Genomic DNA, 12,390 nt, shown 5'->3' with positions numbered 1-12,390 from the left:
ACGTGACAAAGATTACAACGCTAATGGCCACTGCCCTGGCAGCCGGCATCTTCACCATAGGGGCGGCACAGGCGGCCGATCTCAGCTTCATGGGCTATAGCTATGCCGAAGAATCGGCCAAGCCCTCGGTCGACCGCATCATCGACGGCTTCACCGCCAAGACGAACCTGACCGTCGAGCCGATCGGCACCGCGTTCGGTGACATGCAGAAGACGCTGTTCCTGCGCGCCCGGTCCAAGACGCTGCCCAGCGTGGTGCAGATCTCCGAGCGCTGGCTGCCCATGTTCAGCACGCTGCCGGGCCTGGTCGACTACAATGACGTGTTCGGCAAGGACTATCTGGCCAAAACCTATGCCCCCGAGGCCCTGGCCATGGGCCAGGTCGACGGCAAGCAGTTCGGCCTGCCGCTGATGTCGGGCTCGATCGGCATGGTCGCCAACCAGGCCGTGCTGACCAAGGCCGGCATTACCGACGTCCCCAAGACGGTTGAAGAGTTCAAGGCCGACCTGATCGCCATCCGCGATGCGGTGCCCAATTCGGTGCCCTATGCGATGGCCACCAAGAACAACAGCGACATCCTGGTTGATTTCCTGGTGTGGGAATACACCTTCGGCGCCCATGTCATCGAGCCCAGCGGCAAGGTGGTGGTGGATAGCGACGCCAGCAAGCAGGCGCTCGCCTTTCTCGTCGACCTGATGAAGGAGCGCCTGGTGGCGCCCGAAATCGGCCGGCCCGACGCCCGCCGGTTGGTGGGCCAGAGCGCTGCGGCCTTCTATCTCGACGCGCCGCAATCACGCACCTTTCTGCGCAGCTTTTCGGGCCAGGACAAGGCGTTCGACGTCAACATCAGGCCGATGCAGGTGCCGGTGGTCAAGGAGGGCGACGAGCCCAAGTCGATCCAGTGGGCGCACCTGATCATCTCGTTCGCGCAGAGCAATCCGCCGACCAAGGATGACGCCAACATGCAGTTCGTCAATTATCTCGGCGACGACGCGGTGGAAACCCAGTTTCCGGTGGAACAGAGCGCCTTGCCGGGCACGATTTCGGCCCGCGCCAACCCGGTGGTTGCCGACGACGCTTACCTGACAGCATGGGCGCAGAACAATACCCATCCGCTCGCCAATGAAGTGGGCACCTGGAGCAACGGCGGCGAACTGACCGACATCCTGGCCGAAGAAGTGCAATCCGCGCTGCTGGGACAGAAGACCGCCGACGAGGCCATCACCTCGATGGGTCAGCGCATGGCGGGGTCCATGACCAAGGCCGGTTTCCCGCAATAATACGCACACCGAGGCGGGCGCCCATGCGGGTGCCCGCCTTCACGCTCCTTCCCAGCACATAAGAGAATGACGATGACCGATCTCGCGCCGCCCGGCGGTCGCCGCCTTGACTATCCGGTTTCTGCCAATGCAAGGCGTGGCGGGTTGCAGGCCGCTCAGCGCCGTGTCGGCATTCTGATGCTGCTGCCGGCGGCGACTGCCTTCGTGCTGATCATCCTCTATCCGTTCGGACAGGCGCTGGGCCTGTCGCTGTTCGAGGATACGCTGCAATCGATCCAGCCGACCTTTATCGGGCTGGCCAATTTCCAGGACGTACTGACCAGCCCAGAGACCTGGCAGTCCTTCCTGCTGACGGCGATCTACGTGGGTTGCTCCACCGGCGGCACGCTGGTGCTGGGGCTGGGCTGGGCGCTGATCCTGAACCAGCCGTTTCGCGGACGCGCCGCCATTCGGGCGCTGACGCTGCTGCCCTGGGTGGTGCCGAGCACCGTCAGCGCCTTTATCTGGGCGTGGATTTTCAACAGCCGGTTCGGCGTCATCAATGGCGTGCTGCTGGAGACGGGGCTGATCGATGTGCCGCAAGCGTGGTTGTCGACGCCCGAAGGGGCAATGCTGGCGGTGGTGCTGACGCGTATCTGGCGCTCGATCCCGCTGTTCATGGCGTTCTTCCTCGCCGGCCTGCAGAATGTCGATGGCGAGCAGCTCGATGCGGCGCGGGTCGACGGGGCCAACAATTTCGCCATCCTGCGCGACCATCTGCTGCCGCATCTGCGGCCGGTGCTGATCGTGGTCGTGGTGCTGGGGGTGATCGGCGGGCTGCAGGATTTCGATACGATTTTCGCGCTGACCGGGGGTGGACCAGTGCGGGCGACGGCAGTGCTGTCGATCGAGGTTTACCGCAAGGCCTTCGAGCAATGGGACATCGGCATGGCCTCGGCCATTGGCGTGCTGTGGGTAGCGACGCTGCTGCCGCCGGCATTCTTCTACCTGCGGCTTTTGGTGAAGGGGCGCTGAGATGTTTGACCTGTCCAGCCGCACCGCAAAAATCGTCTTTGGCCTCACCTTGGCGCTGATCGGCTTTTACCTGTTTTTCCCGATCTATTGGATGATCACCTCATCGCTCAAGGGCAATGAGGAGCTCTATCGCGTCATCCCGACCTGGTTCCCGCAGCAGTTCACGCTGGCCCATTACTGGTCGGCCATCGCCGAGAGCAAGCTGCTGGTCTATCTCTCCAACAGCCTGATCACTTCGGGGTCGAGCGCGACGATCAATACGATCCTGGCGCTCTATGCGGGCTATAGCTTCGCCAAATACCGCTATTTCGGGCGCCAGCCGATCATGCTGTTCATGTTGAGCGCGCAGATGTTCCCGTTCGGGCTGCTGCTGATCAGCCTCTACCCGACGATGAGCAATCTGGGGCTGCTGGATACGCGTCCGGGGCTGATCCTGAGCTATATCGTGTTTGCGCTGCCGGTGGCGACCTACATGCTCTACAGCTATTTCACCCAGGTGCCGGACGAGCTGATCGATGCGGCGCGGGCGGATGGCGCCAGCGATCTGCGCATCTTTCACACCATCATCATGCCGATCTCGATCCCGCCGATCATCACGGTGTTCCTCTATTCGTTCATGTGGAGCTGGAACGACCTGCTCTATTCGATGACCATCATCGTTTCGGACGACAAGCGGACAATCGGGCCGGGCCTGTTGCTCACCTATCTCAACGAGACCAATGCCGACTGGGGCGGTGCCATGGCGGCGTCGCTGATGGTATCGCTGCCCATCGTCGTCGCCTTCATGTTCCTTCAACGCTATTTCATCCAGGGCGTTACTGCCGGAGCCGTAAAATGACCAAAACTCTCGCCGGTGCGTTTCCCGTGCTGCCCACGCTGTTCCGCGATGACGGATCGATCGACGAGGCGGACTTCCTCGCCGTCATCGATTTTGCGCTGGAAAGCGACGTTGACGGTGTCGTCTATCCCGGTGTCGCCAGCGAAGTGGATACGCTGACGCCCGAGGAGCGCCGCAGCCAGGTGGCGTTGCTCGCAAAGCGCATCAATGGCCGCATCCCCATCATCATTGGAGCAAGTGACCCCGATCCCCAGGCGTCCGCGCGGCATATCGCGCAGGCCGCCGAAATCGGAGCTGCGGCAGCGATGGTGATGGCGCCGCTGCACCTCGGCAACGACATCGCGGCGCAGACGCAGTATTTCGCGGCGGTCTCGGCGGGCGCAGGCGTGCCGATCATGCTGCAGAACCAGCCCAAGCCCATCGGCGCCGGGCTGACGCCGGAGGAGGTTGCGGCGGTCGCGGCGGCGGTGCCGGCGATCCGCTATATCAAGGAAGAAACCGCTCCGTGCGGCCAGCACCTGACCCGGATCAAGGCAGCGGCCAATGGATCGGTAGATGCGATCTTCGGTGGAGCAGGCGGGCGCTATGTGACTGATGAATTGGCGCGCGGCGCGGCCGGGACGATGCCGGCGGCCGAGCTGTCCGACATTCACGCCTCGCTGGTGCATGCCTGGCAGGCAGGCGATATTGCTACGGCCCGCAAGCTCTACAATATCTCGCTGCCGCTGCTAAATTTCCAGGCGGTATTCCGTATGCACATGACCAAGGAAGTGCTGCGCCGGCGCGGCGTGATCAAGCACGTGTTCGTGCGCGGCAAGGGTCCGCGCTTCGATGACGGCGACTTCGCCGAACTGACGCTGCTACTGGCGGACGCCGATTTGCCCTACACCAACCACAAGCCGCTGTGATGCCCAATATCGTCGATGCCATCGTCAGGATAGAAAGCTTCATCATCTCGATCCCGCGCGCGGTGCCCTATCTGGGACCGCTGAAGGCGGGCGAGGCGATCAACGAACGCGGCTATCTGGTGCGCGCAGGTAATCGCACGATCTACCCGTCGACCGACATGACGCTGCTGATCAAGGTGACCGGCGAAAGCGGCAAGGTGGGCTGGGGCGAGTGCTATGGCATCGTGGCGCCCGAGGCCACCAAAGCCATCATCGATGATGTATTGGCGCCGGTTATCATCGGTCGCGACCCGGCCGATGCGGTGGTGATCCACGAAGACCTCTACGACCTGATGCGCGTGCGCGGCTATTTTGGCGGCTACTATCTCGACGCGCTGGCGGGCGTAGATATCGCGCTCTACGACCTCACCGGCAAGGTGCTTGGGGTCCCGGTCTCGACCCTCTTGGGTGGACGCCGTCACGACACTATTCCGGCTTACGTCTCGGGCCTGCCGCGCGCCTCCATCAAGGAGCGCTGCGAGCTGGCGGTGGAGTGGGTCGCCAACGGCTACAAGGGCATCAAGTTTGCCGCCGCCGTGTCTGATGAGGGCATCGTCGCCGAAATGGCCGCGCTGCGCGAGGCGGTGGGCCCCGGCATCGACATCATGGTCGATCTGCACTGGAAGTTCGAGGCGGCCGAGGCCATTCGGCTGATCCGGCGGCTCGATGCCCATAATCTCTATTTTGCGGAAGCGCCCGTGCAGCCGGAAAACCTGGAAGGTCAAGTCCGCGTCGCCAATGGCATTGGTGTGCCGCTGGCGCTGGGCGAGGAATTGCGCACCGCCTACGAGTTCCGCCCGCGCTTCGAGGCGCGCGCCATGAGCATCGTGCAACCCGAGATCGGCCATAGCGGCATCACCGAATTCGTCCAGATCGGCCGCATGGCCCAGACGTTCCACATGAACGTCATCCCGCATGCCTCGGTCAGTATCGGCATCTTCATGGCGGCGAGCCTGCAGGTGGCCTCAACGCTGCAGAACGTGCCCTATCACGAATATCAGCACTCGATTTTCGACCGAAACCTCGCCCACACTCATGGCGACATGGGCTGCGCCAACGGCGCCTATCTGGTGCCAACCGGCGCCGGGCTCGGCGTCGAGCCAAGTGACGACATTTTCCGCTACGCCATCCGCCGGCAGGACTAGTCGCGTAGCGGATTTCATGGAGAACGCTTGCCGACCCAGCGCGTGCGATGAACGTTCTTGGTCGGAGAAATCGAGAATCCAGGTCGAACGGCCGATATCAAAATCGCTCGCGCGAAGGCTTCGCGCTGACCCCTACGGAGCCTCGCGCGGCCACCTCGATCGCCCGGGGCCTGCGGACAGACGAGATCGCGCTGGACCTGGGCATTACCGGCACCACCTTTGCCTTCCACCTGCGCAAGGTCTTCCGCAAGGCGGGGGTCAATCGGCAGCAGGAACTAGTGGCCCTTCTGTCGCGCAATGCAGTTTTATCTGTTTTGGACGAGCGGTGAGGCTGACGGAGGTGCGTCGGGGTCAAGCTTATTTGTGTTTGAGCCCAACTTACTGATTCTGTTGGAAAAGATATTGGTATGCCGGGAGGGGGTCGAACCCTCGACCATTCGATTAAAAGTCAATCGCAAGATGGTAACGTAAGGCATAAAAGTACGACATCTAATCCATGATATCCGAGCAATCCCTTGCACTTTTGCCCATTGTTACCCATTGATAGCATCGCAGGGTAACACCGGGTATCGCACCGTGTACGTTACCCTGGCGTTACCCAGGGAACGAGATGCCAAAACCTTTGACCGCTCTATCCATCGACAAATTCAAGGCGGCGGACCGGCGCCAGGAAATCCCGGACGGACTCATTACCGGACTATACCTTGTGATCCAGCCGTCGGGGAAGCGCAGTTGGGCCGTGCGTTACCGAAATGCCGGTGCTCCCCGAAAGCTGACTTTGGGCAAGTACCCTGCTGTCAGTCTTGCTGACGCGAGGGCTGCAGCTAAGACGGCCCTGGTAGACGTCGCAATCGGCGTTGATCCCGGTGCTAAAAAGATCGCAGCTCAAGCAGAGAAGTTCGACCAAACCCGTACTTTTGAAGCTGTTGCCCGGCGATATGTTGAGGCTCTTAAAAAAAAGGGCAACAGAACATGGCGTGAGCCTGCCCGTCAGCTCGGACTGGTGCCACCTGCACGGAAGCGTGGCGAGCCGGCCGGCGACGACGTCGCAACGTTTGTACTGGCCGACGGCGGCTTGGTTGCTAGGTGGAAAAAGCGCGTTCTCGACTCGATTAGTACCGACGAGCTTATCGTTGAGCTGGACGCCCAAGCGCCAATCCAAGCCAACAGGTTTCTCAACACGCTTCGGACATTGTGGAAATTTGCCCTCTCTCCCCGCTTGAAGTTGGCCACGGCCAATCCGCTGCTAGGCCTGGAGCGTCAGACCCCCGAGACGTCCAGAGACCGCGTCCTTTCAGATGATGAATTACGACGGATTTGGTATGCAGCTGAGGGCCTTGGACAGCCTTGGACAGCGCTCGTCCGAGCGCTGATGCTCACCGGCCAGCGCAGAGACGAAGTGGCCAAGCTGCCTTGGTTGGAGCTCGACATTGCCGAACGTAAATGGGTGATCCCGGCGGAGCGAGCAAAGAATGGCGAGGCCCATCTGGTGCATCTATCCGCGGAGTTGCTTCACGAAATGCGGCCATTGTCCAAAGAGGGGGTCTTTGTATTTAGCCGGGGCAGGGTGCCTGTTGCAGATTTCAGCGATGCTAAAAGCCGCCTCGATCAAGAGTCGGGCGTCGTTGGCTGGGTCTTTCATGACCTCCGGCGAACCATGACGACGAGGTTGGCGGAGCTGGGTGTGCCTTCAGCGGTCGTCGATGCCCTGCTCAACCATAAAAGTGGGTCGGCCAAGTCTGGGGTTCGTGGAACGTACAACCGGTCGGAGCTTGAGCCGCTTCGGTATCGCGCAATCAATGCTTGGGGGCGCTATGTAGCCTTCATCATCGACCAATCGCTTGTCGCTGCATGGCAAGAAATGGTTCGGGCAGCCGAGGACGAGTATGATGCCAAGCTAGAATTTGGTGATGCGATCCGGGCTGGTGGAACTCGGTGGGAGTCGTTCCTGACCGCCCTTCGTGGCGGTAAGGGTAACGTGGTAGCCTTTAGGGAGGGCGCGGCATGAGCCGGGCATACGAGGCACATCGAGCTTTCGCACTGGCCTTGACGCCAGAGCAGCAACGCTCAGCTGCTCTAGACTGGCTACTGGCCACGATTGCCAACAACGAGCACGAAGGTCCGAGGGAGACTGTTGGCCGGTTCCTTGCAGAAGCCTTACAGGATCTCGACCGTGGTTACCTTCCCCCAATTCTTCGCCCTGACGAAGGAGCGATTGGTCGGGGGAAAACTCGTGGCGCGCGGGCAAATGCTCGTGCCAGGGCAGTTCTAGCCGCCGAGCTGGCTGCGAGTGCGTTCAAGACTGCGGCGCAGGCCGACAGATTGGTCGCGCACAGATCGGGCATGCCGGTGAAAGCTCTAAAGCGTTTGCGCGAAAATGTCAGTAAGGGCCGCGGACTGGAGGTTGCGTCCCTCATTCCGTTAGAGCGGCAGAAGTGGGAGGCCCAACTGAAAGAACCTGACAGTCCGCACGAAACGTTAGTCTACCTCGCGCTGACCGAAGTCGGTTACGACCGGGCGTTTCACAAAACTTAGCCCCAGATCCCCCGTTGAATGGGGGCAAATCAATGTGACACTTAGAAGGCTCCCAGTAACAAGGAGCCTTCCAGTGGAACAATCTTCAAAGCGATATTTGCCGCGTCCCAAGACGCAGTTGCGCTACGGCGTGACAAAAATGACCATCTACCGGTGGGAAAACGATCCGAAAATGAATTTCCCGAAGCCGCTGATCATCAACGGCAGGAAATACGACGACAAGGATGAGCTTGACGCGTGGGATCACGCGCGCCTTACGGGGCGCGCTTCATGATGACCCCAGGAGAGAAAACCCCGGCCGCCGCGTCAACGGCGGGCCGGGAGTATGAAGTTTACTTTGGAAAGCTCATTGACCCTACTGCCACCTCTCCCCGGTTTCAACTCGTCGGATCCTCGTCCGAGCACATCGTTGCACTGCAACTAGGCGTGGTTGTTGCCTGGGCATCGCTGATTGGCGCAGCAACTCATGTGCATTTAGTGGCGCCCTTACGGCTCAGCGACAGCTGTCTCGCCACCTTCAGGGAGGTCGTCGGCAGCGATCCTGACGCCATTGTATGCCTGTGGGAGGCGTTATGAGCAGGGCGGTCGCTGGCTTCTATGATGCCCATCGGGCCTGGGCAAAGCACCTGCGAACGGTTGGCACACTAAGCTGGCAGCAAGGCCGCGTAGCATGGGCATTGGGTGAGTTCTTTTCGAGCCAACACGGTATTGCCTACCCAAGCTTTGACACTATCGGTGAAACGGCGGGCGGCATCGATCGTCGAGAAGTCGCGAGGGTAATTGCAGCGCTGCTCGCGCTTAGCCTTATTCACGAGGTCAAGCATTCGGAGATCGCAGCTGCGGCCTCTAGGGATGGCGTCGCCAAAATTGGCGGTCGCCTTAGGGGGTTCCGGATGATCCTTCGGGAGGGGACACCGGCGGCAGAGGCAGGCGCAATGGTGGCGTTTGCACCTATGCAGATCACTTCACCACGCATAAGGCGCAAACGTAATAAGGGGGGCACAGTTCCCCCCTTAGATGAGGAGCGTTGCGGAGGATCTAAAGGGGGAACACAGCCCCCCATAGAAGAGGTATGTTATCGGGGGCAAATCGATCACCTATCGGGGGCAAAAGCCTTGCCTATGGGGGGCACATGGTCCCCCCAGATTGTAGGAACTGGATTGATCGAAGAGGACGCGCGCCCGGCGCGCGCGTCCAGCACATCAGATCTCGTTGATATATCTGAGCACCAATCTAAGCCGGCAACAGGGGATGTGTACCGCGCGCCCAAGGGCGCGGTCCTATCCCGTGATCACAAAGAACTCGCGGCTCAATGCTTCGGAGAATTGTCCCAGGATCACCTAAGCGCCCTTTCCGACCTCGCCGAGCGAATTGGTATTCAGAAATTCACGGTGCATCTTGTGAACCTTGGTCATCGTCAGCTGACTGAACCCTCGGCCGTCTCAGCTAGGGACTGGGTTGAGGGTCTTGCTAGATCGTCTCGTGCTAGCCGAGGCGCAGGTGTTTGACCTGGTGCGCATCATCGGACGCCACAGATGCCCGAAGCAAGGGGGCGTCATAGGTTCTCCCCGGTGGGGGGCCGCCCGCGGGGAGGGCGCAGCGCAACATCTTCACGGTTTTAAGGTTCGGAAAACACCAATTCTGGTTCTTTTTTTAGGAGATAGACGGTTGGAATTACTGGAAGAACTCGCCACACGTTTCGGGATTACAATCGATGACATGGTCCAAATTGTTACCATAATGGATGAAGCTCGCGGCATGTGTCCGCCAGAAGTCGTGACGCAGTCCTTGGCCGCAGTGATTGAACAGTACGGTTCGAGCATGCAGGCGGCCTGTGCCGAAATCCCAGATCCGCAAAAGCGGACAGAGTCCGAAGCTACAATTGCCCGCGGGTTCGAAATCATCATCGAAAGAATGCAGCCTGATCCAGCCCTGCGCGAAGAACTGGCCGGCGAGATCGACGACATGATCTCGGCTAAGCTGGTCGCAAAAAACTGAGCATAAGGGGCGGCCGGAAGCCGCCCCATTGTACTTTTTGGCAATCCGTGGCATCGATAATTCCTACACACGTAGGGATTTTTGATTTGCTCATCGGCGCAACTGAGTTTTGCCAGATCGTCGGTATCGACCCGAAGCGGTTCGAAGTTCGCCGCCAGCGGGAACGCGCGTCGCTGGATGTGGCCGAGTCCTTGGGGCGGCCGGTCGAGGACGCCTTGGTCCTGCCGATCACGCCCATCGTCACAGGCCGGCATTCGCGGTTCGATCCGCTCGATTGCGTCGGCATGCGCGCGGTGATCGTCTTGGAAGCCGCTGGGATGGATTTCGCCAAGGCTGCCCAGTTCGTCCGCAGCGCTGGCCTATCGGCCTTCCTGAGCCACAATGGGCAGTCGGGCGATTTTCATTTTGCCCGATGGACTACCGCGGACGGCACGCTGTCGCGCAGCTTCGGGACCAAGGCGGAATTGGCCAATGCCATGCCGGAGGCTCCCAGCGCGTCGATTATTGTCAACGTGTCGTCCGTTGCGGCCGAGATCGCGGCGCGGGCCGCTGACATTGGCCTGGCGATCGACAACCTAACGTTCTCACGCAAGGGAAAGTCAGTATGAGCGGCGCCAGCATCGAGATTTCCGACCGTGCCCTGCGGCCGGCAGAGATCCGGAGTGCCAGTCTGAATGAGGCCGCTCGCACAATCGATGTCATCTGGTCGACCGGTGCTCGCGTCAAACGATACGACTGGGCAGAGGGCGGGTTTTACTGGGAAGAACTCGACATGAGCCCAGGGGCTGTTGACCTTGGTCGGCTTAATGCTGGCGCCAGCCTTTTGGATAGCCACCTCCAAGGGTCGATGGCAAACCGATTGGGCGCCGTGATCCCGGGCTCAGCTAGACTGGAAGGTGGTAAGGGCATTGCCACCGTCGTTTTGAGTACGTCGAAATCCGGCGACCAAATCCTCGCCGATCTAAAAGTAGGCCTGACCCTTCCGGTTTCGATCGGATACCGGGTTTCAGCCTACCAGCGAGACGAGGGCACCGGCGACGAGTTGCCTGTTCTGACCGCTACGAGATGGGAACCTATGGAAATTTCCGCCGTGGGTGTTCCAGCCGATCCTGGCGCCAAGGCGCGCGGCGAGCCCTCTGAGCCACGAATTAAAGTCCCCGTCACATCTGCTACGCGCGGCGAGGCCGCAGCGGGCGCAATGGAGTTTGAAATGAGCGAAACTGAACTTGCAAGCCGCGCCGTCGAGCAGGAGCGCACTCGCACCTCCATGATCAGCCAGATCGGCCTCCAGCACCGTGCCGGCGCTCCGTTGACCCAGAAGGCATTGGCGGAGGGCTTTACGGTCGAACAATTCCGCGAAGCCATTATGGACAAAAACGTCCGCGAATACGACCGCAACCCAACCTTCTTGATTGCTCCCCAGCATGGCGGTCATAGCGACTTGCCATTGGCCCAAGCCCTCTCGGAGGCGATCTCCGCGCGCCTGGATCGCTCGTTCACGCCAAGCGAAGGCAGCCGGGCATACGTCGGACTATCGGCGCCAGAAATGGCCCGTAGCGCCCTCGAAGCGCGTGGCGAGGGCACCCGCGGTATGTCGCCGAACCAGCTGGTACAACGTGCTCTGCATACAACGTCTGACTTCCCGACGGCGCTCCTGCTGGCAGGTAGCCGGCAGCTGGCCAGGGGATACGAGTCAGCGCCCTCTGGACTGAAGCTGATTGCGAAGAAGACGACGGCACGTGATTTCCGACCAAAAGCCACAATCGTTCTGGCCGGCGGGGGGCAGCTACTCAAGGTCAACGAGCACGGCGAATTCAAGCGCGCGAGCTTTGTTGAGGGCCTGGAGCAGTACGCCTTGTCGAGCTTCGGCCGCATCTTTGGCATTACCCGCCAAGCCTTGGTCAATGACGACCTCGGCGTGTTCGCCGATCTTCCCGCGCGCTTCGGCCGTGCTGCCAATGACTTCGAAGCGAATTACCTGGCGGAAATGCTGGAGCGCAACCCCAAGATGGGCGACGCCTTGGCTGTGTTCCACGTTTCGCACGCCAACCTTGCAGCTTCCGGTTCGGCTCTGTCGGTGGCGTCGCTTTCTGCAGCCCGCTTGGCCATGCGGCAGCAGACCGATGCCAACGGCGACCTAGTCGCCATCGTGCCGAAATACCTGATCGTGCCGTCGGCTTTGGAAACAATTGCCGAGCAGCTGCTGGCAACTATCACGCCGACTAGCACAGCGGATGCAAACCCATTCGCCGGAAAGCTCGAGCTCATCGTCGAACCGCGGCTGAAGAACGCCACTGCCTGGTATCTCAGCGCCGACCCGGCGCTGTTCGCGAGCGTCGAATTTGCCCACCTTGAGGGCGAAGAGGGCCCTCAGATGGACCAGCGCATCGGCTTCGATGTCGACGGGACCGAGTTCAAAGTCGCTTTGGACTTCGGCGCGGCCGTGACGGACTTCCGCGGCTTGTATAAAAATCCCGGCGCATAGCCGGCAGCAGATCGGCGGCGCCCAGGTCAGCCCCGCCGCCAGGTCGAGTCTTTCCTCGACCGGCACGTCGCCATGGAGTTGATGCCGTGGCGATACCAGCGCCCGCTCCGAAGGGGGCGGGCGTTTTCCATGGCTGCGTACCATCTTT

At 60.8% G+C, this 12,390-nt stretch carries 12 protein-coding genes; all 12 read left to right on the top strand.

The genetic code is table 11. The features are described from left to right. Positions 1-2: 2 nt before the first annotated feature. The gene (locus ABIB57_RS00395; RefSeq protein WP_354037886.1) at positions 3-1,280 is read left to right on the top strand and encodes an ABC transporter substrate-binding protein; all 1,278 of its coding nucleotides are present in this window, start codon (positions 3-5) and stop codon (positions 1,278-1,280) included. Positions 1,281-1,352: 72 nt separating this feature from the next. Further along, entirely contained in the window at positions 1,353-2,294 is a 942-nt protein-coding gene (locus ABIB57_RS00390) for a carbohydrate ABC transporter permease (RefSeq protein WP_354037885.1), read from the top strand. Position 2,295: 1 nt separating this feature from the next. Next, positions 2,296-3,132 carry a carbohydrate ABC transporter permease gene (locus ABIB57_RS00385; RefSeq protein WP_354037884.1) on the top strand — a complete coding sequence of 279 codons (837 nt, stop codon included), beginning with the start codon at positions 2,296-2,298 and terminating at the stop codon, positions 3,130-3,132. Further along, the gene (locus tag ABIB57_RS00380; RefSeq protein ID WP_354037883.1) at positions 3,129-4,040 is read left to right on the top strand and encodes a dihydrodipicolinate synthase family protein; all 912 of its coding nucleotides are present in this window, start codon (positions 3,129-3,131) and stop codon (positions 4,038-4,040) included. Before ABIB57_RS00385 ends, ABIB57_RS00380 begins: the two co-directional genes overlap by 4 nt. A gap of 8 nt (positions 4,041-4,048) precedes the next feature. Beyond that, positions 4,049-5,224, top strand: a complete 1,176-nt coding sequence (locus ABIB57_RS00375; RefSeq protein ID WP_502914341.1) for a mandelate racemase/muconate lactonizing enzyme family protein — start codon at positions 4,049-4,051, stop codon at positions 5,222-5,224. 47 nt (positions 5,225-5,271) lie between these two features. Beyond that, the gene (locus ABIB57_RS00370; protein ID WP_354037881.1) at positions 5,272-5,553 is read left to right on the top strand and encodes a helix-turn-helix transcriptional regulator; all 282 of its coding nucleotides are present in this window, start codon (positions 5,272-5,274) and stop codon (positions 5,551-5,553) included. Between the two features lie 281 nt (positions 5,554-5,834). Then, complete coding sequence (locus ABIB57_RS00365; RefSeq protein ID WP_354037880.1) at positions 5,835-7,232, top strand: tyrosine-type recombinase/integrase; 1,398 nt, start codon at positions 5,835-5,837, stop codon at positions 7,230-7,232. Beyond that, positions 7,229-7,759 carry a hypothetical protein gene (locus tag ABIB57_RS00360; RefSeq protein WP_354037879.1) on the top strand — a complete coding sequence of 177 codons (531 nt, stop codon included), beginning with the start codon at positions 7,229-7,231 and terminating at the stop codon, positions 7,757-7,759. The genes ABIB57_RS00365 and ABIB57_RS00360 overlap by 4 nt, the downstream gene beginning before the upstream one ends. A 73-nt stretch (positions 7,760-7,832) precedes the next feature. After that, positions 7,833-8,033: a helix-turn-helix transcriptional regulator gene (locus tag ABIB57_RS00355; protein WP_354037878.1), complete on the top strand. Its 201-nt coding sequence runs from the start codon at positions 7,833-7,835 to the stop codon at positions 8,031-8,033. Positions 8,034-9,427: 1,394 nt separating this feature from the next. After that, complete coding sequence (locus tag ABIB57_RS00350) at positions 9,428-9,757, top strand: hypothetical protein (RefSeq protein WP_354037877.1); 330 nt, start codon at positions 9,428-9,430, stop codon at positions 9,755-9,757. A gap of 86 nt (positions 9,758-9,843) precedes the next feature. Beyond that, positions 9,844-10,365: a hypothetical protein gene (locus tag ABIB57_RS00345; protein WP_354037876.1), complete on the top strand. Its 522-nt coding sequence runs from the start codon at positions 9,844-9,846 to the stop codon at positions 10,363-10,365. Then, positions 10,362-12,242: a prohead protease/major capsid protein fusion protein gene (locus ABIB57_RS00340; RefSeq protein ID WP_354037875.1), complete on the top strand. Its 1,881-nt coding sequence runs from the start codon at positions 10,362-10,364 to the stop codon at positions 12,240-12,242. The genes ABIB57_RS00345 and ABIB57_RS00340 overlap by 4 nt, the downstream gene beginning before the upstream one ends. Positions 12,243-12,390: the final 148 nt, after the last annotated feature.

The organism is Devosia sp. UYZn731 (assembly GCF_040546795.1).
In the GTDB taxonomy this organism is placed as follows: domain Bacteria; phylum Pseudomonadota; class Alphaproteobacteria; order Rhizobiales; family Devosiaceae; genus Devosia.
Note: the sequence above shows the minus strand (reverse complement) of the source record. Positions and strands in the feature narration are given on the sequence as shown.

Bases quoted from the DNA above. Each gene is read 5' to 3' on its own strand.
- ABIB57_RS00390 (WP_354037885.1), top strand. From the start codon at position 1,353: ATGACCGATCTCGCGCCGCCCGGCGGTCGCCGCCTTGACTATCCGGTT.
- ABIB57_RS00385 (WP_354037884.1), top strand. From the start codon at position 2,296: ATGTTTGACCTGTCCAGCCGCACCGCAAAAATCGTCTTTGGCCTCACC.
- ABIB57_RS00380 (WP_354037883.1), top strand. From the start codon at position 3,129: ATGACCAAAACTCTCGCCGGTGCGTTTCCCGTGCTGCCCACGCTGTTC.
- ABIB57_RS00370 (WP_354037881.1), top strand. From the start codon at position 5,272: ATGAACGTTCTTGGTCGGAGAAATCGAGAATCCAGGTCGAACGGCCGA.
- ABIB57_RS00365 (WP_354037880.1), top strand. From the start codon at position 5,835: ATGCCAAAACCTTTGACCGCTCTATCCATCGACAAATTCAAGGCGGCG.
- ABIB57_RS00360 (WP_354037879.1), top strand. From the start codon at position 7,229: ATGAGCCGGGCATACGAGGCACATCGAGCTTTCGCACTGGCCTTGACG.
- ABIB57_RS00340 (WP_354037875.1), top strand. From the start codon at position 10,362: ATGAGCGGCGCCAGCATCGAGATTTCCGACCGTGCCCTGCGGCCGGCA.